The 24,528-nt window shown below is 42.3% G+C and carries 19 protein-coding genes and 2 pseudogenes; 7 read left to right on the top strand and 14 right to left on the bottom strand.

The window, feature by feature from the left end:
- Nucleotides 1-454 precede the first annotated feature (454 nt).
- The 7 genes from ribD to rpmH all read right to left on the bottom strand — a co-directional run bounded on the left by ribD (nt 455) and on the right by rpmH (nt 6,698).
- Nucleotides 455-1,534: a bifunctional diaminohydroxyphosphoribosylaminopyrimidine deaminase/5-amino-6-(5-phosphoribosylamino)uracil reductase RibD gene (gene ribD, locus RT064_RS09825; protein WP_313063126.1), complete on the bottom strand. Its 1,080-nt coding sequence runs from the start codon at nt 1,532-1,534 to the stop codon at nt 455-457.
- Between the two features lie 7 nt (nt 1,535-1,541).
- The gene (gene nrdR, locus RT064_RS09820; protein ID WP_036601355.1) at nt 1,542-2,066 is read right to left on the bottom strand and encodes a transcriptional regulator NrdR; all 525 of its coding nucleotides are present in this window, start codon (nt 2,064-2,066) and stop codon (nt 1,542-1,544) included.
- Nucleotides 2,067-2,098: 32 nt separating this feature from the next.
- Nucleotides 2,099-3,490, bottom strand: a complete 1,392-nt coding sequence (gene mnmE / locus RT064_RS09815; protein WP_313063125.1) for a tRNA uridine-5-carboxymethylaminomethyl(34) synthesis GTPase MnmE — start codon at nt 3,488-3,490, stop codon at nt 2,099-2,101.
- Nucleotides 3,491-3,647: 157 nt separating this feature from the next.
- Nucleotides 3,648-5,339: a membrane protein insertase YidC gene (gene yidC, locus RT064_RS09810; RefSeq protein WP_313063123.1), complete on the bottom strand. Its 1,692-nt coding sequence runs from the start codon at nt 5,337-5,339 to the stop codon at nt 3,648-3,650.
- 181 nt (nt 5,340-5,520) lie between these two features.
- Nucleotides 5,521-5,820: a membrane protein insertion efficiency factor YidD gene (gene yidD, locus RT064_RS09805; protein WP_313063122.1), complete on the bottom strand. Its 300-nt coding sequence runs from the start codon at nt 5,818-5,820 to the stop codon at nt 5,521-5,523.
- 63 nt (nt 5,821-5,883) lie between these two features.
- Entirely contained in the window at nt 5,884-6,321 is a 438-nt protein-coding gene (gene rnpA, locus RT064_RS09800; RefSeq protein ID WP_313063121.1) for a ribonuclease P protein component, read from the bottom strand.
- 242 nt (nt 6,322-6,563) lie between these two features.
- Nucleotides 6,564-6,698: a 50S ribosomal protein L34 gene (rpmH, locus tag RT064_RS09795; RefSeq protein WP_050326012.1), complete on the bottom strand. Its 135-nt coding sequence runs from the start codon at nt 6,696-6,698 to the stop codon at nt 6,564-6,566.
- A gap of 501 nt (nt 6,699-7,199) precedes the next feature.
- Here rpmH and dnaA point away from each other — a divergent pair.
- From dnaA to RT064_RS09770, 5 genes are all read left to right on the top strand, one after another.
- Nucleotides 7,200-8,540, top strand: a complete 1,341-nt coding sequence (dnaA, locus tag RT064_RS09790; RefSeq protein WP_313063119.1) for a chromosomal replication initiator protein DnaA — start codon at nt 7,200-7,202, stop codon at nt 8,538-8,540.
- A gap of 104 nt (nt 8,541-8,644) precedes the next feature.
- Nucleotides 8,645-9,820: a DNA polymerase III subunit beta gene (dnaN, locus tag RT064_RS09785; RefSeq protein ID WP_313063117.1), complete on the top strand. Its 1,176-nt coding sequence runs from the start codon at nt 8,645-8,647 to the stop codon at nt 9,818-9,820.
- Between the two features lie 52 nt (nt 9,821-9,872).
- Nucleotides 9,873-11,045, top strand: coding sequence for a DNA replication/repair protein RecF (recF, locus tag RT064_RS09780; protein ID WP_313063116.1), 1,173 nt, complete (start codon nt 9,873-9,875; stop codon nt 11,043-11,045).
- 262 nt (nt 11,046-11,307) lie between these two features.
- The gene (gene gyrB / locus RT064_RS09775) at nt 11,308-13,800 is read left to right on the top strand and encodes a DNA topoisomerase (ATP-hydrolyzing) subunit B (RefSeq protein ID WP_313063114.1); all 2,493 of its coding nucleotides are present in this window, start codon (nt 11,308-11,310) and stop codon (nt 13,798-13,800) included.
- A 103-nt stretch (nt 13,801-13,903) separates the two neighbouring features.
- Complete coding sequence (locus tag RT064_RS09770; RefSeq protein ID WP_313063113.1) at nt 13,904-14,494, top strand: manganese efflux pump MntP; 591 nt, start codon at nt 13,904-13,906, stop codon at nt 14,492-14,494.
- Between the two features lie 540 nt (nt 14,495-15,034).
- On the opposite strand, the pseudogene RT064_RS11020 reads toward RT064_RS09770, so the two are convergent.
- Together RT064_RS11020 and RT064_RS11015 are read right to left on the bottom strand one after the other, a co-directional pair.
- Nucleotides 15,035-15,397 (bottom strand): annotated as a pseudogene (locus tag RT064_RS11020) (glycine zipper domain-containing protein); the annotation flags it as partial.
- Nucleotides 15,398-15,463: 66 nt separating this feature from the next.
- Nucleotides 15,464-15,928, bottom strand: a pseudogene (locus RT064_RS11015) (hypothetical protein); the annotation flags it as partial.
- A 486-nt stretch (nt 15,929-16,414) separates the two neighbouring features.
- On the opposite strand from RT064_RS11015, the gene guaA reads away from it, so the two are divergent.
- Complete coding sequence (guaA, locus tag RT064_RS09755; protein ID WP_313063112.1) at nt 16,415-17,998, top strand: glutamine-hydrolyzing GMP synthase; 1,584 nt, start codon at nt 16,415-16,417, stop codon at nt 17,996-17,998.
- Between the two features lie 84 nt (nt 17,999-18,082).
- Here the strand turns inward: guaA and RT064_RS09750 are convergent, their stop codons facing one another.
- From RT064_RS09750 to erpA, 4 genes are all read right to left on the bottom strand, one after another.
- Nucleotides 18,083-18,607, bottom strand: coding sequence for a disulfide bond formation protein B (locus RT064_RS09750; protein WP_282842228.1), 525 nt, complete (start codon nt 18,605-18,607; stop codon nt 18,083-18,085).
- A 120-nt stretch (nt 18,608-18,727) separates the two neighbouring features.
- Entirely contained in the window at nt 18,728-20,293 is a 1,566-nt protein-coding gene (gene gshA / locus RT064_RS09745) for a glutamate--cysteine ligase (RefSeq protein ID WP_313063110.1), read from the bottom strand.
- Nucleotides 20,294-20,516: 223 nt separating this feature from the next.
- Nucleotides 20,517-20,873: a roadblock/LC7 domain-containing protein gene (locus RT064_RS09740; RefSeq protein WP_313063108.1), complete on the bottom strand. Its 357-nt coding sequence runs from the start codon at nt 20,871-20,873 to the stop codon at nt 20,517-20,519.
- Between the two features lie 372 nt (nt 20,874-21,245).
- Complete coding sequence (gene erpA, locus RT064_RS09735) at nt 21,246-21,578, bottom strand: iron-sulfur cluster insertion protein ErpA (protein WP_065253985.1); 333 nt, start codon at nt 21,576-21,578, stop codon at nt 21,246-21,248.
- A gap of 133 nt (nt 21,579-21,711) precedes the next feature.
- Here erpA and RT064_RS09730 point away from each other — a divergent pair, with 133 nt between their 5' ends.
- Nucleotides 21,712-23,685 (top strand): ATP-binding cassette domain-containing protein, encoded by a 1,974-nt coding sequence (locus tag RT064_RS09730; protein WP_313063107.1) that lies wholly within the window; start codon nt 21,712-21,714, stop codon nt 23,683-23,685.
- Between the two features lie 47 nt (nt 23,686-23,732).
- Here RT064_RS09730 and RT064_RS09725 read toward each other — a convergent pair whose 3' ends face one another.
- Entirely contained in the window at nt 23,733-24,479 is a 747-nt protein-coding gene (locus RT064_RS09725; RefSeq protein WP_313063106.1) for a glutathione peroxidase, read from the bottom strand.
- Nucleotides 24,480-24,528 lie beyond the last annotated feature (49 nt).

Here is a 24,528-nt window from a genome sequence, read left to right as displayed (position 1 = left end):
TTATTTATGATATCAATGCATTTTAATGTACTTTTACAACTATCACAAACATAAAATATTATTTAGAATAATTAAATTATAATTGCTACTCAACTCTAATTCAAATCGAGCATCAAGCGTTCAAAAAATTAAATTGATGGAAGTAGCTTTTGGTGGATAACTTACCCTTATAGACTACTTATGACCTTGTTTATCTACTTATCCACTGGTCATAATTGTGATAGGTAATGGGTGTTTTGTGCGATGTTTCATGTGGAACAACGCTTATAGTCTAGTATCACAGTAAAATTTGAGTATAATCATTGTTTCATGTGAAACACTTATCCACAAAAGAAATGGTAGTTTTAACGCTTTCATTAAATTTAGCTAACAATGTGGATAAGTTTTAAAAAGCAAAGAATATATCAAGTTAACTGGTTTTTCGCGCAAGATTTACTTAGTCCATTGTGTGGATTTACTTATCAAAGCGATAGGTTAGTTTGATATCAGCACCTATTGTTTCATGTGAAACTAGTGAAGCGACCATTTGTTGGTGCATATGCTGTGCCGTAAAGTTAATCATGGGCTTAGCACTGCTACCCAAAATGCATGGCGCTTGATACACGACTAATTCATCTACCAAACCTTGTTGTAAGAAACTAGCAGCGACCGTCGCACCTGCTTCAACCAACACATCATTGATTTGGTAATTGTCTTTTAGACTGGTGAGTAGGGCGGTTAAGCTCATAGTTGCGTCTTGGATAAGCAAAACGGGACGGTTGTTGATTTGACTTTGATACCATGCATCCGTCATTTGGATGCGTTGACGACGATCAAGCACTACCAATAGCGGCTGTGGTATATCGTCTAAATTTGCCCCTAATTGCTGACTACGGATATTTAGCGCAGGATGGTCTTGCAGGATCGTTTCGCTACCCGTGATAATCGCCCCTGCCTGCGCTCGTAAACGCTGTACATCCTCGCGTGATTGGTCACTGGTTATCCATTTTGACTCGCCATTTGCCATCGCGGTGCGTCCATCCAAACTTGTCGCTATCTTTAAGCGCACAAAAGGCAAGCCGCCACGCATGACTTTAAAAAACCCTTCATTTAATTGATAAGCCGCTTGCTCACAAATGCCGGTAATGACTTCGATACCCGCCTGCTGCAGTTTGGCAATACCGCCACCATCGACTTTAGGATTAGGATCGACAACAGCAATCACAACACGGCTGATACCCGCTTTGATTAGCGCATCAGCACAGGGTGGGGTACGTCCATGATGGCTACAAGGCTCAAGGGTGACATATACTGTCGCACCTTGCAATTGCTTGGCATCATGCTCATACGCTTGGCGAAGGGCAAATACTTCGGCGTGGGGTTGTCCTGCTTGATAGTGAAAACCTTCGCCAATAATTTGATTATCTTTGACAATGACGCAGCCGACATTAGGATTGGGACGGGTGGTAAAACGTCCTTTTTTAGCCAGCTCAATGGCGCGTGACATGTAGTATTGGTGCTGATAGCGCTCAGCGGATGATAAAGTTGCCGTCATAATAAACTTAGGATTGTAGATGTTTGAGCTTGTGTGGGTGAGTCAAATCTTCGATGCGTTGATTAATTTCTTGTTTATTGGCGTCCGTAGTGAGGTTTGACACCATGTGTTTAAAAGCTTCAATATCTTGAAAATCACGATACACGCTAGCAAATCGAACGTAGGCAACATCGTCAATTTGGCTTAGCTCTTTCATGACGATTTCACCTAAAATTTTACTTGGCACCTCACGCTCACCGAGCTGCCTGAGCTGTTTTTCAATACGGCTAATCATGGCTTCAATGTTGTCGGTCGATATTGGACGTTTTTGTAATGGTAGCTGCACTGAGCGACGCAGTTTTTGTCCATCATACGGCTCGATACGACCATTGGATTTAATGATACGGGGCATCACTGCCTCAATGATTTCAAAGGTGGTAAATCGCTCTTGGCACGCGGTACACTGACGACGACGGCGTACCTGCGCACCTTCTGCCGCGAGTCTTGAATCAATGACTTTGGTATCTTCAGCATTACAAAATGGACAGTGCATGCGATTTCCTAGCTAAGTTTAAACCTTTTAATTTATTTACCAATACAAAAACTACCAAAAATCTTACCCAATAAATCATCGGCGGTAAATTCACCGGTGATTTCGTTGAGGCTAATCTGTGCTTGGCGTAGGCTTTCCGCCACCAATTCACCGGCATGAAACAAATGCAGTTGTTCATCGGCTTCTTGCAGCGCCATTTGGGTACGGCGCAGCGCATCAAGATGGCGGGTTCGTGCAATCAAGCTATTTTCAGGGGGATGAAAACCGACTTTATCACAGATTTGATTGACCAATTCCTCAAGCCCTGTACCATATTTACAAGACACATAGACGGGGTGATAAATCTGCGCTTGTGATGAAAATTGCTTGGGCAAATTTTGGTGATTGTCGGATAAATCAATTTTGTTGGCAATCATTAATATCGAATTGGCATTGGGTAAGCTACCAAATAATTCGCTCGCCAATCGTAACGGCTCATGCTCGCGGTGCGCATCATACACCATAAGCAGTAAATCAGCTTGGGTGATGGCTTGTCGTGCTCGCTCAATGCCCGCCTGTTCAACAACATCATCGGTTTGGCGCAGCCCAGCAGTATCGGTCAAATTCAGCGTTAGACCATTTAACACAATAGTTTCTTGTAGAATATCGCGCGTTGTCCCGGCAATATCGGTCACAATGGCACGCTCTTGCCCTGCTAAGCGATTGAGCAAGCTAGATTTTCCCGCATTGGGTCGCCCGGCAATCACAACTGAGACACCATCTCGCAGTAATTGCCCTTGCTTGGCAGTGGCTAACACATTGTTTAGTTGCTCACAAACTTGGCGCAATTGCTTGGCGATATGTTCATCTGCCAAAAAATCAACCCCTTCTTCATCTGGGAAATCAATAGCAGCTTCAACATACAGTCGTAGCTGGATTAACTGCTCAAGCAGCGCATTAATTTTTTGTGAAAACTCACCGGTCAATGAGCGCATGGCACTTTTTGCGGCAGCCACACTGGTGGCATCAATGGCATCAGCAATCGCTTCTGCTTGTACCAAATCAAGCTTATCATTGTCAAAAGCCCGCGCCGAAAACTCGCCCGCTACTGCTTGGTTTGCACCCAATTCAAACACACGGGTCAAAAGCTGCTGCTGCAAAATCATACCACCGTGACCTTGCAACTCAATCACATCTTCACCCGTAAAAGAATGGGGGGCAGGGAAATATAACACCAATCCCTCATCAATCACCGTATCATCACTATCATAAAATCGGCAAAAATGGGCAAATCGCGGTTTGAAAGCTTGACGACCTGTCAATACCAATGCAATTTGGTAACTGTTTGGACCTGATAGGCGTATCACACCAACCCCACCACGACCCATTGGTGTTGCAATGGCGGCAATCGTTGAAGTGAGCACTGTCTGAGAGTTATTTAACATAATTTTTTACAATCTAACATTTTGGGTAGTCAGCATTGACTCAATGCTGATATTTTAACATCCACTCACTGATTACAACATGATTATTTTTTGCCCATAAAAAACCCTTTAAACAACTGTTTAAAGGGCAATTAAAGTATTAAATTGTTTAATGGATTTAAACCACGTTACGTGCTGCCTCTTTTGCCGCTTGCTCACGCTCAACTTTTTTATTGATAAAGTATTGCTGCGCCATACTAAACAAGTTGTTGACCGTCCAATAAAGCACGAGACCCGCTGGGAAGAATAGCATAAACACGGTGAAAATAATCGGCATAAACTTCATCACACGAGCCTGCATAGGATCTTGCGGTTGCGGGTTTAGCATCTGCTGGAAAAACATCGCCGCGCCCATAATCAGTGGCAAGATAAACAATGGATCCATAGATGATAAGTCACGAATCCAACCAATCCAAGGAGCATGGCGTAATTGAACCGATTCAACCAGTACCCAATACAACGCCAAGAAAATCGGCATTTGCAGCAATACCGGTAAACAACCTGCCATTGGGTTGACTTTTTCTTCTTTGTAAATGCGCATCATCTCTTGTGACATACGCATACGGTCATCACCATATTCTTCTTTCAAGGCTTGCAATCGTGGTGCCACTGCACGCATTTTTGCCATGGAGTGATAGCTTTTATTGGCAATTGGCATTAACGCGATTTTAACCAATAAAGTGAGTACAATAATTGACCAACCCCAGTTGCCCAATACTTTATGCACATTATCCAAAATCCAAAATAGGACTTTTGAAATCGGCCATAAAATACCGTAATCAACAGTTTTATCTAACCCCTCTGCCAAAGGCTTTAAGTTGGTTTGAATTTTTGGACCTGCATACAAGGCAGACGTTAACGTCACTTGCTTGTTGGGAGCGACTGACACAGGGTTACTGGTAAACCCGATGATGTGATCTTTGCCTGCTTCACGACTGTAAAAATTCGCTGTGTAATCCTTTGGTATCCAAGCGGTGACAAAATAATGCTGTACAATGCCAATCCAGCCTTTATCACTGCTGACTTTTAAACCCTCATCGAAATTACCAAACTTGAGTTTGTTGTAAGGCTGATCTGGTGTACCCCATGCCCCACCTAGGTAAGTCGATAGGCTAATTGCGCCTTTGTCACCTTTGCCTGGGTCTTCGCTATTATCACGTTTTAACTGCGCATACATTTGTCCTTGCCAAGGCTGCGTACCGTTATTGGTGATGTTATAGCTGACGTTGATAGGATATTGACCTTTGGTAAACTTATACGATTTGATGACAGTTACGCCATCTTTTTGATAAGTTAAAGGCACGACCAATTCAGCTTGATTGGGCTGCATGACAAATTGGTTACTAGGCGCGGTAAAAGTCGCACGACCATTGCTATTATCAATACCATTGGCACCAATCAACCCTGACTGAGCCACATATACGCGATTACTATCTTCTTCAAGGAGTACAAACGGCTGGTTACTATTTAATGTCTGGGTCTGCTCTCGAAGCGCCGCGTACACCACATCACCACCGACTGGATTAATACGAAGATCATATTTGTCCGTCATCACGCTAATGAGCTGTGCGCCCGTTTGCTGGGTAGTGGGAGCGGCGGTTGGTGTGGTTGCCGTTGCCGTGGGAATATCGCCCGTTGGCGTAGCTGAAGCCCCTGCCACGGGCACATCATTACTACTGACGGCTGTGGTTGTTGGGGTTGTCGCCACGGGTTTATTTACATTGGTATAATCATCCCGCCATGCCAGAATCAGCAAATAACCCGTAATCAACATTGCGATAATAATCAATGTCCGTAAAATTTTTTGCATATATAGCTATCCTATCTAATGATATTGCTTGAAATCACTAGTTGCTAATAAAGGAAAAACAATTAAAAAATAGAAGACATTCTACTAAAAAAAAGTTAAAAAAGATATTCTATAAATAGTTGACTCGATTACGCTATTTGAGACTGGCAACAAGTTTTTATAATTTAATTAGCCACATCAATTAATGATAGTGGTAAGCATATACCAAAAAGTAAGACGGGCGTGTGTCAATATAATGATAGCGGTAGCGATATAATGGCTTAGGGACAAAATCAATCCCATGCCCGCCCCAAGGATGACAGCGCGCGATACGCTTGGCTGTTAATAATCCACCCCGGTACCCCCCATGCAATCTTACGGCCTCTAAACCATAACTAGAGCACGTTGGATAAAACCGGCAATGAGGTGCCAACCATGGGCTAATCAAACGCTGATAAAATATAATCATACACAACAAAAATTTTGCTAATAATTTATCCATGGATTAAACCCAGATTTTTTATCACCTTCATTTGAGTAAAGATATTACGAACAGCCGCTAAAATTAACGCCGCTTCAACTTTCCAATCTTATCGTTGATTAAGTTAAAGCCCATCGCTAATTGCTGCGCAATTGCTTCATTTGGCATGTCATCGGAAAACTGCTTGATAGTTAACAAAATATCAACTTGAGCATTAAGCTTGTGCTGATGTAACCGAAAATGCTCTCGCGTTAATCGCTTAATACGATTACGCTCATGGGCACGTTTGACTTTCTTTTTAGTAATCGCAAGACCCAACCGATTTACTGCAGTTTGTCTTTGAGTATCGGCTAAAACCAATTTTACAAAGAACAATAAATTAGGCTGATGAATTTTAAATATCACAACAGGCTGTGAATGATCTTCACCAGTTTTGGTATGACGACCCGACATCGCTTTAAAATCTTTGGGCGTTAGCAACCGCTGTGATTTATCAAATTTAAAAGGTTTGTCTGCAGTCATGAGGATAAGTCCAAATCAATACCAAAGCACCATTAAAATAAAAGCTAAAGCTATAAAGATTTTATAGATAGGGTAAAAATAGGCTGAAATAATAGAGTAGGGGAGTATGCTAAGCGCTAGTTATAAACCGACTTCTAGGATAACGATTAGTACAGCAATAAAAAAAGCGATATAAGAAGTATATCGCTTTTTACTATAACCTGTTTTAATATCAACATTAAATCAAGTTAATGAAATAGACATTACACCGTTAAACGATGACGGCCTTTAGCACGACGACGAGCTAAAACTTGACGGCCATTTTTAGTAGCCATACGAGCACGGAAACCGTGAGTACGTTTACGTTTGATTACGCTTGGTTGGAAAGTGCGTTTCATGCGATTCACCTTGGCTAAATTTACGTGACATTTAACCGATAGCGGTTAAAATACAAAATTTCAAAACAGTTAATCTCGTATTATCCTTAATTTTAACCAATAGGTCAAGGATAACTAAGCTTACCCATTAATTTCTTTCTTAAAATTACTGCTACAGCCAATTATTTTGCTTATCTAAAATAACATTTTCGTATGACAAATACAACTTAGCAAAAAGTTATCCACAAAAATTTTTTTATCATTATATATTAAATAAGTATTATTTATTATTATTAAGCAAGTCTGTTTTAGTGGATATTTTATAAAATAATAATAAAAAACAATTAGTTATAATGTTGATAAACCTGTATATAAATAGTTGATAGTTTGTTAGTAACTTGCCATTTTAACTTATCAACAATTATATCCACATTATTATCCACAACAATTTTATTTGTAAAATCGCTGTTTTATGATACATTACACCAATTTTGAAGATGCTTGAATTAGGAAAATGAAGTTATGGCTGATGCATTATGGCTTAAGTGCGTTGACGAATTAAAATATCAAGTACCTGATAATATTTTTACCATGTGGATTCGCCCATTATCTGCCTCGATGCATGACAACACGATGGTTGTCAATGTGCCTAACCAGTACTTTGCCAGCTATGTTGAAAAAAATCATTTAAGTCAAATTCAAACGATTTTACACCAGCTTGAGCCAAACCTACCGATTCATGTGCAGATTCAAATTGATAAGGGTAACGCAATCACTGACGCTGTTAGTACACAAGAGCCTGGTGAGCAAAAAGTGACGCTGGTAAAAAATGAGCAGCAACGCTCTTTTCAGTATATCGATCCGCACTTCACGTTTGACCAATTTGTAACCGCAAAATCCAATCAAATCGCTTATAGTATTTGCCGAGAGACTGCTAACAATTTGGGACAATCTAAAAATAATCCGCTGTTTATTTATGGCGCGACAGGTTTGGGAAAAACCCATTTGATGCAAGCAATTGCCCACGAGATTTTAAAGCAAGGCAAAAGTTTTTATTACTTCACATCAGATAAGTTTGTTAACCAGCTGGTGAATTCATTAAGAAAACAGAAAATCGATGAGTTCAAAGATAAAATAAAAAAAGCCGATTTATTGATTATTGATGATATTCATGTGATTGCCGGCAAACAAAAAAGTAGCGAGCAGTTTTTGCTATTGCTCAATGATTTTATGAGCAAAAATAAACAGGTGATTTTGGCGTCTGATAAACACCCGAGCGCACTGACTGATTTTGACGAACGTTTGAAGTCACGTCTGGCTTGGGGGGTAGCAGTAGCCCTAGAGCCGCCAGAGTTAGAAACCCGTATTCAAATTTTGCAAAAAAAATCCAAAGCGCAAGAGGTGAATTTGCCAAAAGAGTGTGCCATTTTTATCGCTCAGCATATCATCGCCAATGTGCGAGAGTTGGAAGGAGCGCTCAACAAAGTTTTAGCCATTTCCCGTTTGCTCAATCAGCCTATTCATTTAGAACTGGTACAAATGGCGTTAAAAGATTTGATTGCCATTCGTGTACAAGCGGTCAGTATGGATAATATTCGTAAAGTCGTTGCTGAGTTTTATGATATATCGGTCAAAGACTTGATGGGTAAAAAGCGTTTACGTCATATCGCTCGTCCGCGTCAGGTGGCTATGAGTTTAGCCCGTGAACTAACCAATAACAGCTTTACAGAAATTGGGCAATCATTTGGTGGTCGAGACCATACCACGGTCATGCACGCTTGTGAGAAAGTACAAGAACTTTGTGTCAGCGATCTAATGTTTGACAAGGATTATCGCTCATTAAAATTAATGTTACAGACTTAGTATTTTGTTAACTCGATTAAAAAGATTTTTACTCAATTACCCCGTATAATAAGTTTTAATTTTTCCATTTGTTACAACCATTCATTTTGATTTGAGGCGGTGCCATGCAATTAGTAATCTCTCGCGATTTGTTATTACAAGCGATTAATTTAATTTCAAAAGCCGCTGACAAACGCCATAACATGGTGATTTTGGGGAATATGAAGTTGGCGTTAACCGACTCTCAATTGGTGATGGTAGCGTCAGATTTGGAGCTTGAATTACAAGCCACCCTCAATTTGCCAGCATCGGCGTGCAAACAACCAGGTGAAATCACCGTTCCTGCCAACAAATTCAAAGATATCGTAAAATTATTGCCCGACGGTTTACCCGTATCTATCAGTGTAGGTAACGACAATCAGTGTTTAATTGTGTGCGGTAGTAGTCGTTTTAAACTCAGCACTTTACCTGCCCAAGACTTTCCCCTATTGGGTGAGCCGGAACAAGTTACGCCTATTCAATTGGGCCGTGAAGACCTCGTCGATTTGCTAGATAAAACGCATTTTGCGATGGCGGTGCAAGATGTGCGTTATTATCTCACCGGTATGCTGTTTGAAGTCAAAGAGCGGCAATTGGCGACGGTATCAACCGATGGTCACCGCTTGGCATTGGCTCGTACGGTGATCGAGTGTGATGATAGCGTGGCACTGGCTGCAATTTTACCAAGAAAAGCAGTACTTGAATTACAACGTTTGTTAGCAGAGCTTAAACGCATGCTACCGAATCAAGATAATAACATCACCCTCAATGTCGGTCGTGAATTTTTACAAGTCTTACTCCCCTTTGGGGAAGTCGATAGCACAGGTCAGCTAAAAAATGCCATCATGGTGGCTTTTACCGCGCGTTTAATTGATGGTAAGTTCCCCGATTATCGCCGCGTTATGCCATCATTAACCAACAAAATTGCCCGTATCAGCCAAGAGCAGCTGGCGAATGTGCTTCGCCGCGTGGCTATTTTGAGTAACGAGAAATCGCGTGGCGTGATTTTTGATTTTTCAGGTGATAACAATTTGATGGTACGTGCTAGCAATGCTGAGCAAGATGAGGCCAGCGAGCAGCTTGAGGTAAAATATCAAGGCGAGCCATTAGAGATATCATTCAATGTGGCTTATTTGCTAGATGTGCTGAATGTACTGCAAGGCGAAATTGACTTTAATATGAGCCAAGCCAATGCTTCGGTATTGGTACAGCAAGTCAACGATAGCAAACACGAGTTTGTGGTTATGCCAATGCGGATTTAGTCAACTGGTATATTTTTTTCAATCGAGTGATGAGTAGTCAAGTAGATAAATCATGCAAATTATTGAATTAGCTATTCATCATTTTCGCAATCTTCACAAGATTGAATTACAACCCAGCAGTTGTAATGTGTTCTTGGGTCAAAATGGCAGCGGAAAAACGTCGCTATTAGAAAGCATTTATTTGTTATCGCGCGGCAAAAGTTTTCGCCATCATCAACCGAGGCATTATATTGAGCATGGTTTTAGCGATACCACGGTTTTTGCTAGGCTCAATCATGAGCAAACGGTCGCTATTGCCAAATCCCAAGACGCTACCACGCAATTGCGACTCAATGGGCAGTCGCTTGTCACCCAAAGCCCACTAGCGCAGCTGCTACCGACCCTATTGCTTGAGCCTGTTAGCCTTGCACAGCTAGAGGACGGTAGTCAAGCAAGGCGTGAAATGCTAGATTGGTTAGGGTTTCACGTGGAACCAGCATTTCATTCCAATTGGCTGTCTTATCAGCGTCTACTAAAACAACGCAATAGCTTATTAAAGCAAAATGTTGGCAACGCCTCATTAACTAGCCTGCAACAGCAAGAACTGTCCGCTTGGGATTACCAGTTGAGCCAACATGCAGAAAAAATTCACCAAGCAAGGGCCCACATCATTGAACAATGGCAGCCCCATTTTTTGGCGCAAGTGCAAAAATTTTTACCCCAGTATGCCGAAAAATTGCGATTGCGTTATACACCGGGATTTGATACTGAAGCTGGGTTAGCCATTACCTTAGCCAATCGTCTAGCGTCTGACATCGAGCTTGGCTATACGCGTATGGGATGCCATCGGGCTGATATCAATGTTGTGCTAGATTTAGTGCATACCGATGCAGCAGGGCATAAACACAAGCAGACATTGCTTGCCACCGATATGCTGTCACGGGGTGAAAAAAAATTATTGGTCATGGCGCTTCGCTTATCGCAGTTGCCGTTACTCAATCAGGTCGATAAAGTACCTTTAGTATTGGTAGACGATATCACAGCGGAATTGGATAATGACGCGCTTATGTTGTTATTAACTGGCTTAAAACAAGTGAATTCACAGCTGTTTATCACCAGTCTCACCCAAGATATCGTCGAGAGTATTCAAAAGATTTGGCAGGATAATATTAAACTGTTTCACGTGGAACAGGGAAGCGTTAGACAATTACCGCTTGAAACACAATCTATTAAAAATCACCTATAAAAACCAATAACATTTTTAAGTAACTAAGTTTAAATGATTAAGTATTTTTTCAAACTGATGTAACTTAAAATTCGGCTTTTCTAGCCTAGCTAAATCACTATTTTGCCTCTCATAAGCAGGGATATTCAGTGACTTTTCCCCTAAAATTTGCTACAATAAACCCTTTATTTTTCGCCAAAAAACTAAGAAAAAAATCAACGATTTTGACCGTAAAATCGAGTATGTTCTGACGTTTTTGCCATGCAAAACTTATGGAGTCATCATGACTGATACATCTGCGAATGTAGCCGATCAGACACAACCCCTTACTACCCAAACAAATCATCAAGAAAATAAAGCCTATGGTTCTGACAGTATCCGCGTACTTCGTGGTTTAGAAGCCGTGCGTGTACGTCCTGGTATGTATATTGGCGATACCGATGACGGCACAGGTTTGCATCATATGGTGTTTGAAGTGGTGGATAACGCCATTGATGAAGCCTTGGCAGGTCACTGTGATCAAATTGACATCATCATCCATGAAGATGAATCGGTCAGCGTCAAAGACAATGGACGCGGTATTCCTGTCGATATTCATCCAGAAGAAGGGGTGTCAGCCGCGCAGGTTATCATGACAGTACTGCATGCAGGCGGTAAATTTGACGACAACAGTTATAAAGTCTCAGGTGGTTTGCACGGTGTCGGTGTGTCAGTGGTTAATGCGTTATCAAAAAAACTGGTGCTCGATATCTGGCGTGATGGCTACCACTATAGCCAAACGTATGCTGATGGTGAGCCCGTAGCGCCTATCGAGCAGCTTGAATCCACCCAGCAAACAGGCACACAAGTGCGTTTTTATCCAAGCGATGATATTTTTACAGGGACGATTTTTGATTTTGAAATTCTCGCCAAGCGCTTACGCGAATTGTCGTTTTTAAACTCGGGTGTACGCATCGTATTGACGGATGAGCGCGATGACAAACGCCATGAGTTTGAACACGTTGGCGGTCTATCTGAATTCGTTCATTACATCAATGCGGGCAAAACTGGGCTAAATGACGTGTTTCATTTTACCAGTGAAGAAAATGACGGTATCAGTGTCGAAGTGGCATTGCAATGGACGGATAGCTACAACGAAAAAGTATTAAGCTTCACCAACAATATCCCGCAAAAAGATGGCGGCACCCATCTTTCTGGTTTTCGTTCCGCATTAACACGCTGCCTAAATAGCTATATGGATAGCGAAAACTTGATGAAAAAAGAAAAAGTTGCGGTAACAGGTGACGATGCGCGGGAAGGTTTAACCGCGATTATTTCTGTCAAAGTACCTGACCCAAAATTCTCAAGCCAAACCAAAGACAAACTGGTATCGAGTGAAGTCAAACCAGCGGTTGAATCAGCCATGCACGATAAGTTTAGCGCTTACTTGCTTGAAAATCCCAATGCAGCCAAAGGGATTGCTGGTAAAATCATCGATGCCGCCCGTGCGCGAGAAGCTGCGCGTAAAGCTCGTGAAATGACTCGCCGTAAAACCACCCTGGATATCGCAGGTCTGCCAGGCAAACTTGCTGATTGCCAAGAAAAAGACCCTGCGATGTCAGAGCTGTACATTGTGGAAGGGGACTCGGCAGGCGGTTCTGCCAAACAAGGGCGTAACCGTAAGATGCAGGCGATTTTACCGCTGAAAGGTAAAATTCTAAACGTAGAACGTGCGCGTTTTGATAAGATGCTATCGTCGCAGGAAGTGGGTACCTTGATTACCGCATTGGGTACAGGCATCGGGCCTGATGAGTACAATCCTGACAAATTACGCTATCACAAAATTATCATTATGACCGATGCGGACGTGGATGGTTCACATATTCGCACCTTGCTTCTGACGTTCTTTTTCCGTCAAACCCCAGAGTTATTAGAACGTGGTCATATTTATATTGCGCAGCCACCGCTGTATAAAGTGAAAAAAGGTCGCCAAGAATTGTACGTCAAAGACGATGAAGCGTTAAAGGCCTATTTATTGTCGTCAACCATTGACGATACCCAGCTGCATTTGAGTGAAGGTACACCTGCGGTCACAGGGCAAGCGCTAGAAACCTTGCTTAATGATTATAACCAAACTCAGACCATCAAAAACCGTTTGCAAATCAAATATCCAAGCGCCGTATTGGATGCGTTGGCAATCACCAACAAACTTAGCATGCCAATGATTGAAGATGAAGCGCAAATGCGAAATTGGGTAGAAGCGTTAGCGCAGAATCTAGCCGTGACGGCAGACGGATTACAGCCACAAATTGAATTAGAGTCCTTTAGCAAGCAAGAAGGCGATCATCAAAAAACCTATTATCTACCGCGCGTGACGATTTTTATCCATCAATTGCCACACGCATACTTGTTAGATACCGCATTTATTGGTTCAGGTGAGTATAGCCGTTTGCATCGCTTGACCAGCCAGTGGAAAGACATGTTGTCAGATACCGCTTATGTCGCTAAAGGTGATAAAAAACTGCCGATCAAAGACATGGGTTATCTATGGCAATTTATTATGAGTGATGCGCGCCGTGGTTTAGCGATTCAGCGTTATAAAGGGTTGGGGGAGATGAACGCTGATCAATTATGGGAAACCACGATGGATCCAGAAAATCGCCATATGCTAAAAGTCACCATTGAAGATGCGATTGCTGCTGACCATTTATTCTCGTGTCTGATGGGGGATGATGTAGAGCCGCGTCGTGCCTTTATTGAGGAGAATGCGTTAACGGTGACTAACTTAGATATTTAATCCGATTTTAGGGTCGTGTTTTAATACTTTAATACAATGGAAACCACCTTATGTTGTAATAAGGTGGTTTTATTTCAGCTTGAATTTTTAGAAGAGATATCACATGATTGCCTTATTACTGCTAGCGATAGCCTTATCGATGGATGCCTTTGCTGTAGCGATTGGATTGGGTGCCAAACACCGCCAAGATACTACCAAAATTGCGGTTATGGCAGGCGTATATTTTGGCGTCTTTCAAGGCTTAATGCCTTTGATTGGTTATCTCGGTGGACGTTCAATCTTAGGATTTATCGCAAATTGGGCGCCTTGGATCGCGTGCATTATTTTGGTGGGGCTTGGTGGAAAAATGCTGTATGAAGCCTTATCTGGCGATGATGAAGATGCCACATCACAAGATTCAACCCCGCACAATATTGCTTTAGATATCGCCAATGATGCCAATGTTGTCATCACCCATAAAACCATGACTACTTTAGCGATTGCAACCAGTATTGATGCAATGGCAGCCGGATTTACCTTAAATTTAATTCCAGTCAATCCTTATGCATCCTGTGCGGTAATTGCCGTGGTAACAGGCATTTTTAGCTTTATTGGCGTATTTATGGGCAAAAAATCAGGTACATGGTTAGAGAGTAAGGCTGAAATTTTTGGTGGGTTAGTCTTAATCGGTATTGGCATCAAAATGGTACTTTAATAGACCAGCTTTTTTATCTCGGATTTTAATAGTTCAAATAAAAAAGACTTTCAAATTAATGAAAGTCTTTTTTTATGTTAAGCTAACTTAATCGAAAGATTAACGCTCAATACGATACCATGCATCACGTGCTGCTAGGCGAGCTTGGTCCCAAGTCAAACGTGAGTTACCTTTGAATTGTTCCCAATCATTGCGTAAGTCATTTTCAACACTTTCAAACTCATTGGCTGTATTAAAATGATGACGTGCACGGTAACCATAATCGTACGCTGAGCGATAGTCAGTATCGTAATCATAGCCTTGGCTATAGTAAGTCGTGGTATTGTAGTTATTGCGCCAGTAGTTATCTTCTTCTGTATTACCTTCAAGCGTATTTGCTACGGCGTTACCTGTGGCTGCACCGGCTACAGCACCAATGGCACCGCCAACCAATGAACCTACTGGACCACCTACAGCACCAATCGCTGCGCCTGTAGCAGCACCGGCTGCCATACCTGTACCACTGGCGACAGGGTTAGCTTCTTTACGTTGTTCACCTGCTTCAGTTGGGTTAACTGCTTCACCGACTTCATGACCGGCTGCGCCACCGGCTACAGCGCCAATCGCGCCACCCACTAAGGTACCAACAGGACCTGCTACTGAACCAACGGCTGCACCGGCTGCGGCGCCACCTAGTGCCCCAGAACCACTAGCAACTGGGTGAGGTTTTTCGTAGGCATCTTCAGCAGTAGTAGGGTTGACTGCTTCACCGACTTCATGACCTGCCGCGCTACCTGCTACCGCGCCAATAGCGCCACCCACTAAGGTACCAACAGGACCGGCTACTGAACCAACGGCTGCTCCAGCTGCTGCGCCACCTAATGCACCTGTCCCAGTAGCAACAGGATGACCTTTTTCTTCACCTTCTGCATAGCCATCGACTGTACGAAGACGTGGTGAATATTCTTGACCAGCAATACGCGCGTCTGTTCTATCCCAGCCATCACGAATCGCTTCTTTGGCATCTTCCCATGCAAGACGTGAATTACCTTTTACTTCATGCCAGCTACGTTCAAGATCAGATTCTACACTGTCAAACGTTGTACCCGCTGGGTATTTTGCGCGGTTTGCGTAGCCGACGGCATAAGCTGGCTGATAGTCAGTGGCATAATCATAACCATCTCTATAGTAGGTGGTTTGTGAATAGGTATCGTTCCAATAAGTATCTTCAATCGTTGGATCAATCGCTTCACCTGCAGCGTGACCTGCAGCGCCGCCCGCGATGGCACCAATCGCGCCCCCGATTAACATACCTAATGGACCACCAATAGCACCGATAGCTGCACCTGCAGCAGCACCACCCATACCGCCTACCGCAGTACCGATTGGATGTGAGCCTGGTTCACCAGTAATAGGGTCGCGGTTTAAGTCTGAATTATTGATATTATCTACCATGATTGTATCCTCATTTGAAGTTTTTTTATCCAAGCCATACCAGTGTTTAAAAAATTTTTAGTACGGCTATTATTTTTATTGTCGAAAAACGATTGAACGTGACGTTAACTTAAAATGCATAAATTAAAATCAATTTTTCGTAAAACCGTTTTAAGTTATTACCCTTTCATAATAATAAATTTTTGCGTCTACTCTGTAGCAGTATCAGCGATTTTTTCATAGAGTTTGGTAAACCTAAAGCCTATTAGATGAGGTTTGTGTAACAAAGATAATCAATTGGTGAAAGGGATACAAAAAAAACCAAGTAAAGACTGTTTATGATAGAAATTTTTTAGGGAAAATTTTTACTTAAAACATTTATGTAGCTATTTTTCACGCTATAAAAATCAGCAAATAAAGCCGTTAATTGGTACAATACCCATAAATTTTTGAAACCTGTTAGCATCAGTTCAATTAAGCTATTTATCCAAATTTAAAGAGGCTCGTATGTCAACATCCAACAACTCAATCAAACAAGACCGTATCTTGGTATTGGATTATGGTTCACAGTACAGTCAACTGATTGCGCGCCGCGTGCGTGAAGCGGGGGTATTTTGTGAAATGTACCCATACGACATTGACGCACAGCGCATTCACGACTTTGGTGCAAAAGGGGTTATTTTATCGGGCGGTCCAGAGAGCGTGTATGCAGAAAATAGCCCAAAAATTAATGACGCCGTATTTGATATCAATGTGCCGGTACTAGGCATTTGCTATGGTATGCAGGCAATGGCAGATCGGTTTGGTGGCAAAATTGAAGCCAGCAGTCACCAAGAGTTTGGCGCTGCTATCATTGAAAAAACCGCTCAAGATAGCTTCTTTAAAGACATTGAAGATGAGCCCAACAAATTACACGTTTGGATGAGTCATGGCGATAAAGTTGTTGAGTTACCTGCAGGCTTTGAAGTGACTGCGATAACGCCAAGCTGTCCAATTGCTGCGATGGCAAATGAAAGCAAGCATTATTATGGGGTGCAGTTTCATCCAGAAGTGACCCATACGCTGCAAGGTGAAGCATTGATTAGCCGATTTGTGCACCAAATCTGTGGCTGTGCCAATGCATGGACGCCGGATAACATCATTGAAATGCGTGTCGCGCAGTTAAAACAACAAATTGGCGATGAGCAAGTGTTGTTGGGACTTTCGGGCGGCGTTGATAGCTCGGTGGTAGCCGCACTGCTTCACAAAGCGATTGGCGAGCAGCTAACCTGTGTGTTTGTTGATAATGGTTTGTTACGGCTCCATGAAGGCGACCAAGTGATGCAAATCTTTGCTGAAAACATGGGCGTTAAAGTCATTCGCGTGGATGCTGAGGAACGTTTTTTGACCGCATTAGCCGGCGTTAGCGATCCAGAATCCAAACGTAAAATCATTGGCAAAACCTTTATCGATGTGTTTGCAGATACCGCACGTGAACTGTCGGGTGAGGGCAAAGGCATTCAATTCTTGGCACAAGGTACCATTTACCCCGATGTCATTGAATCGGCAAAAAGTCACCAAGGCAAAGCGCATGTGATCAAGTCGCACCACAATGTCGGTGGCTTGCCAGACGATTTGCAGTTCAAACTCATTGAACCCTTACGTGATTTATTTAAAGATGAAGTGCGTAAGCTCGGCGTGACATTAGGGCTACCTGAAAAAATGATTTATCGTCATCCTTTTCCGGGTCCAGGTCTAGGCGTGCGTATCTTGGGTGAAGTGAAAAAAGAATATGCCGATATTTTGCGTCAAGCCGATGCCATCTTTATGCAAGAGTTGGAAAAATCTGGTTGGTATGACAAAACCGCACAAGCATTTGCCGTGTTCCAACCTGTAAAATCAGTGGGCGTGGTCGGTGATGGTCGCCGCTATGCGTGGGTGATTGCATTACGAGCGGTTGAAACCATCGACTTTATGACAGCACGTTTTGCACATTTGCCGTATGATTTGATTGAAACCGTGTCTAATCGCATCATGAATGAAATCAAAGAAGTATCACGTGTGACGTATGATATCTCAAGTAAGCCACCAGCGACCATTGAATGGGAATAAAGCGACTAAAAAAGCTAATAAAAAAAGGCGATTGATTATCGCCTTTTTTATGGTTTTAAACCACTTAAACCACGATCGATAGCGTTATCGAGTATTGCTTTGACGTATCGCCAAAATAATCATTACCAGTAAAATGCTAAAAAACCCCAATGATAATTCTGGGATACTAAAGCCTAAAAACGTCCAGTCAATCACCGCACACTCGCCAGAACCTTTAAATACTTCTTTCAACACTTGGGCAATCGGTAAGGTATCCATCCAATAGTCTAACCCAGGACCACATGAGGGGACTTGGTCAGGTGGCAGATGTTGAATCCATACATGGCGAATTGCCACAGCGATTGACCACAAAATGCCGAGCAGCGCGCCCGACATCAACAAAATCTTTGCCCAAACTTGTTTTGGATTGAGCAAAAAGGCGATAAATGCAAAAATCCCCATCACAATCAAACCCACTCGCTGAAAGATACACAGCGGACATGGGTCTAATTTTACCACCCCTTGCAAATAAAAATAGGCGAAACTCATGCCAATAATGCTGGCTAACGTCAATAGTCCTGCCAGTCCCCGATAACTTAACAAGCTGTGGGTCAATGAAGCATCACGCATAAAAAAACCATCAAACAATTTAGTGAAAAAGAATAAGCCAAACCATAGCGCTTAGAATTTTAGAAATTTAACCCTATAAAATAATCAGCGCGACGATACCTGATTACTAGCACTTGCTAACTAGCGAAATTGACCCACATATGCATAAAAATCTTGTGTGTCATTCTGCTCGATATCGGCTTGCTCACGCACAGAGTCTTTGGCAAGCTGCTCAAAGTAAGTCATTTGCTCAGGGACTAATCCTTGATGTCTTAAGCGATTGGCATGCATTTGCGCCAGTGACTTACCAAACTGCCAGCTACTATCAAAGCGTTCGGTATCGGCTAATACTTGTGCTGATAGGGTATTGTCGGGATTTTGCGCTTTTGCCATCATCGATTGCCACGCATTGCGGTAATCATTGCTACCATAGGTGACATCCATGAGTTCTGATAGCTTACGCATACCTAGCAAATGCTGTAGTAGCCAGTCTTTAAATGCGACTTGCCCAGCTACTGTATCAATCATTAAGTTTGGCTCGCGCCCTTGATTGACAATTTTTTCTTGGTTTTGAGCCAGTAGGGCATCTTCCTCGGGCAATAAGTCAGGACTGTCCAGCAATAGACAGTACAGTGCTAAAATTTCCATAAAACAGGCGGTATTTAAGCTGATACCGATTTCGCTGTACGGATCTAAGTCAATCGCTCGGAGTTCAACATAAGCGATCCCGCGCTTGGCTAAGGCATCACTGGGGTTTTCGCCAGGTTGGGTAATTTGTTTGGGTCGAATCGGGCTATAGTACTCGTTTTCAATCTGTAAAATATGGTCATTGATTTGAATGGGATAGCCATTGTCATCATCGAGTCCCAACGCGGTAAAATTAGGATGCGGCGTGTGGATGGCATTACGCAAACCTGCGACATATTCATCAAGACTGTTGTAGCGGATATCTAAATCATCTTGTACACTATTTTGGTAACCCAGTTTGCCCATACGTAGAGAAGTAGCGTTGGGTAAATAGTAAGTTGATGCGTTCATTGGCTGTAGCGGATGCTCGCGACCCTTTAAAAAGCACGCGCACACGGCAGGACTTGCACCAACCAAGTACAGCACCATACCACTTAGACGCTTGAAGTTACGAATCAGACCCAAATATTTTTCATTTTTAAATTCAGTTAATGACTGGGTATCACCTAACTGCTGTTGCCAAGCGGTGAATAAATTATCACCAAATGATAAATTATAATGCAGCCCTGCAATGGTCTGCATACGGCGACCATAGCGGATGCCTAGACCGTGACGATAGAGAGTTTTTAATCTACCTGAGTTTGAGGTACCATAGTCAGCCAGCAAAATATCTTCATCGCCCGAAATCATACAAGGCATCGACATCGACCAAAATAGCTCGTCATCGGTCAAAGCATTTTGAACAACAATATGCAGATCACGCAGCATATCAAGCGCTTCTTTCACCGTGGGTTTTGGCTCAGTAATCAGCTCTAACAAGCTTTCGGCATAGTCAGTAGTGATAAAAGGGTGAGTGAGTTTTGAGCCAAGCTTTGCCGGGTGTGGGGTAGTGGCGATATATCCCTCAGGGCTCATACGTAAGCCTTCTTTTTCGATACCCCGTAGCATGCCATGAATGTTTTCAGCGGTTAGCCAAGTAGGTAGCTGCAAAGAAATACAAGTTTGAGGCGCTTGGGTCATAGTTATCCTAGAATTATTTTTAATTGTGTGAAATTATGCCACCAAATTTACACAAACACTATCAAAATATCGTGATGACGAAATTACCAATTGCGATAATCGCCAAACGTAAAAAACCCACAGTAAATACCGTGGGTATGATAAAAACTATCCCATTATTTAATCATTATTTAATTAAGCGATAATTTTTACCTGACATCTGTCACTTTTAATCAAAAAAGCATTAAGAGAAATCTAATTCAGTCTCAAACCCTTTTAATTCATGACGTGCCATGGCTAGATTTGATTTTTGGCGATCAAGTACTAGGTACAAAAATAGGTTTTCGTTACGTACTAGCGGACGGATTAAGTGATATTGTTTACTTAATGTAATTAGGATATCTTCGATATTGTCGTTAAGACCTAATGCTTTAGAAGTTTTACGTTTTGCACGTACCACTTCAGTGTTACCCGCTGCTGCAACTTCAAGGTCGATACCATTACCTGTTGTGGCAAGGGCTAGACCTGATTCGCTGTCAACCAATGCAGCTGCAATGAAACCGTCGATGTTATTGAGTGAGTCTAAAGATAATTTAGCCATGATAAGGCTCCTTGGTATTATTAAATTAGTAATAGAGATTGCTTAATAATCATTGCTTAGCTAACAAACTTAAATCATTAACACATTTAACATTAAGTAATTAACAACAATAAATTAATAGCAACCAATATTAGGGTACTTGATGATAACAGGGTTAAGTGTCAGCACGCTGTTGATAAAACCATTATTACGGATAAAGGCTAAAGATACAAATCAAATCTGATAAACGCTGAAAAAATGTAGATGATTTTGTTCAAAGATAAAAAATACAGGATAAACGAAAATTAAAAGGCTAATCTTAACAGTTGCTGGTTATATTTAACCCAAAATTTAAGCTAAAGCCTTTTAATTATGCAAACGAACTAGTTAAAGCTAGATAGAAAATGACGAACCACAACCACAAGTCGTGGTGGCGTTTGGATTGTTGACGGTAAAACGCGAGCCTTCCAATCCTTCCACATAATCAATGGTGGAGCCATGTAGATATTGGTAGCTCAAACTATCAACGACCAATGCTACATCATCGTTGCTAAAGGTAGCATCATCATCGCCCAAGTTTTCTTCAAAATTAAAACCATACGAAAAACCTGAACAGCCACCACCCGTCACATATACCCGCAGCATCAAGTCGTTATTGCCTTCTGAATCACGTAGGTTACGCACTTTTTTGGCAGCATTATCGGTCAAGGTCATGCCATCAACCATACTATCAGTTATGGTATCGCTCATCGGGGTATTCCTTATAAAAACTTTTTTCTTATTATGGGGTGCTTGCTTTATACTATCAAGAATTTTTCCCATTTAATTTTAGTCAAATTTTTTGAGTTTTGAGCCGATTATGATAGAACTAAAAGATGCCAGTATTCGCCGTGATGGGCGGGTATTATTTAAAGATGTTAATTTGCAAATCCATCCAGGTTGGAAAATCGGGTTAACAGGCAACAATGGCACAGGTAAATCCAGTTTTTTTGCGACGCTATTGAACCAAAAAGGCGAAGGCGAATTGGCACTCGATACAGGCAGTCTATCGGTTCCCAACAGTTGGCAAATCGGTCATATGGCGCAAGAGATTGAAAGCACTGACCAGTCGGCGATAGATTTTGTGTTGAGTGGTGACAAAGAATACTTTGAGCTGCAAGATAAGATTAACCATCCAGATACCTTGTCAGAAGATGAGCTTGCCCATGTGCACGCGCGCTTTGATGATATCCATGGCTATAGTACCCCTGCAAAAGCCTCCCAAATCATGACAGGACTTGGGTTTAATGTCACCCAAGAAAGCCAACCTGTGAGTAGTTTTTCAGGGGGCTGGCGTATGCGCCTAAACCTTGCCAAAACCTTAATGAGCCGAGCGGATTTATTGTTGCTTGATGAACCGACCAATCACTTGGATTTAGATGCCATCTTATGGCTTGAAGAATGGCTCAAAGCCTATGACGGCACGCTACTCATGATTTCGCATGACCAAGCGTTTTTGGATAATGTGGTGAGCAATATCTTGCACATTGAAAACCAACAAATGACCCTTTATACAGGCAATTACAGCACCTTTGTGCGTACCCGCAGTGAACGCCTAGCCCAGCAGCAGCAACAATTTGAAAAACAGCAAGAAACTCGTGCCCACCTTGAAGATTTTATCCGCCGTTTTAAAGCCAAAGCCTCCAAAGCCAAACAAGCGCAAGCCCGTGTCAAACAGCTGGAACGGATGACGGAGCTAGCGCCTATCATGGCGGACAATCCGTTTCAGTTTCGTTTCAAATCTCCTGTGCAATTAACATCGCCATTATTGGTGCTAGATAATGCCAGTGTGGGTTACAATGGTTTAGCACTCATTAAGAACATTCGCCTACAAATTACCCCTGACAGCCGTATCGGTCTGCTAGGGATGAATGGCGCAGGCAAATCAACGGTCATTAAAGCCTTGGTAGGTGAGTTGCCTATCTTGGCTGGGACGCGTAAAGCCGCAGATAGTTTGGTACTAGGGTATTTTAACCAACACCAAATGGATAGCCTTGATGGCGAAGCATCACCCATGCTGATGCTGCAACGTCTCGCAGGCAAAACCTCAGACGCTGATTTACGCGCGTTTTTAGGTAGTTTTGACTTTCGCGGTGAGCGCATTGATACCAAAAGCAAGTTATTCTCTGGCGGTGAGCGAGCAAGACTCACCCTTGCGCTCATCGTATGGCAGCGTCCCAATGTTTTGGTATTAGACGAGCCGACCAACCACCTAGATTTGGAGATGCGGCAAGCATTGAGCATGGCTTTACAAGAATTTGAAGGGGCGGTCATTCTGGTGTCACATGACCGAGAAATGATAGGCAATGTTTGCGATGAGCTTTATTTGGTGCATGATGGTCAATGTAACATCTTTGACAATGACATCGCTTATTATAGTCAGTGGTTATCACAGACCCGTAAACAGCAAGCCAAACAAGCGAGCGACAATAAAAAGCTCGAAGACAAAAAATTAGCCGACCATAAAACAGATGTTTCACGTGAAACGTCTAGCGTAACCAATGCATTATCCAAAGAAGAACAACGCAAAAAATCCGCTGAACAGCGTAAACTCACCGCGCCTATCCGTAAAAAAATCGAAAACGAGGAAAAGCAACTAGAAAAATTCATGGCGCAGCTAGGTGAAATTGAAGAAAAGCTGGGTGATGCAGGTCTGTATGATGATAGCCGAAAAGCCGATTTGTTAACGTTGCTCAATGAGCAGACGGCATTAAAAAGTGACATTGAAGCAGTCGAAGAACAGGTGATGAATTTGATGATGGCACTTGAAGAGATGGAAAATAATTTTAACTAGCCAATAAAAAAGACAGCCTAGACTGTCTTTTTTTATTTAATCAAACATTATTTTGCATCAGCAAAGTATTGTTGCAAGTCATCATTACCACCGATGTGTTTGCCACCGATAAACACCTGTGGGGTAGTTTCACGACCCGTAATGGCTCGCACTGATGTGATACTGGCGTCTTTACCAAGTACAATTTCTTCAAACTGAAAGCCTTTTTCGGTTAACGTTTCTTTGGCTTTGGCACAATGTGGGCAACCAGGCTTGGTAAAAATTGAGACAGAAGGTTTGTCTTGCCAGTTTGGGTCAATATATTTAATCATGGTATCGGCATCTGATACTTCATACGGGTCATCACTGCCGCTGTCTTGGGGTTCGTCAAAGATTTTGACGATTTTGCCATCATCGACCAGCATCGAATAACGCCATGAACGTTTGCCAAACCCAATTGCTGAGTCATCAATTAGGCGTCCCATCGCTTCAGCAAACTCACCGTTACCATCTGGAATCACGGTCACATTGCTACAGTCTTGATCTTTTGCCCAAGCATTCATAACAAAGGTATCGTTGACCGAGACACACACGATGTCATCAACACCTAGCTTGGCAAATTCAGTTGCCAATTCATTATAGCGCGGTAAATGCAGTGATGAACACGTTGGCGTAAATGCACCGGGTAAGGCGAACAATACGACTTTTTTGCCTTTGAATAGTTCATCTGTACTAACATCTACCCATTTACCTTGCTGTTGGGTATGAAAAGTCACGCTTGGCACTTGTTTGCCAATCATATCGCTAAACGCCATGTCCTACTCCTTATTATCGTAAATTGTTATACTACATTTTTTATTAAAT

Source organism: Moraxella sp. CTOTU49097 (assembly GCF_032064105.1).
Classification (GTDB): domain Bacteria; phylum Pseudomonadota; class Gammaproteobacteria; order Pseudomonadales; family Moraxellaceae; genus Faucicola; species Faucicola osloensis_B.
This window is presented reverse-complemented; position numbering and strand designations above follow the sequence as displayed.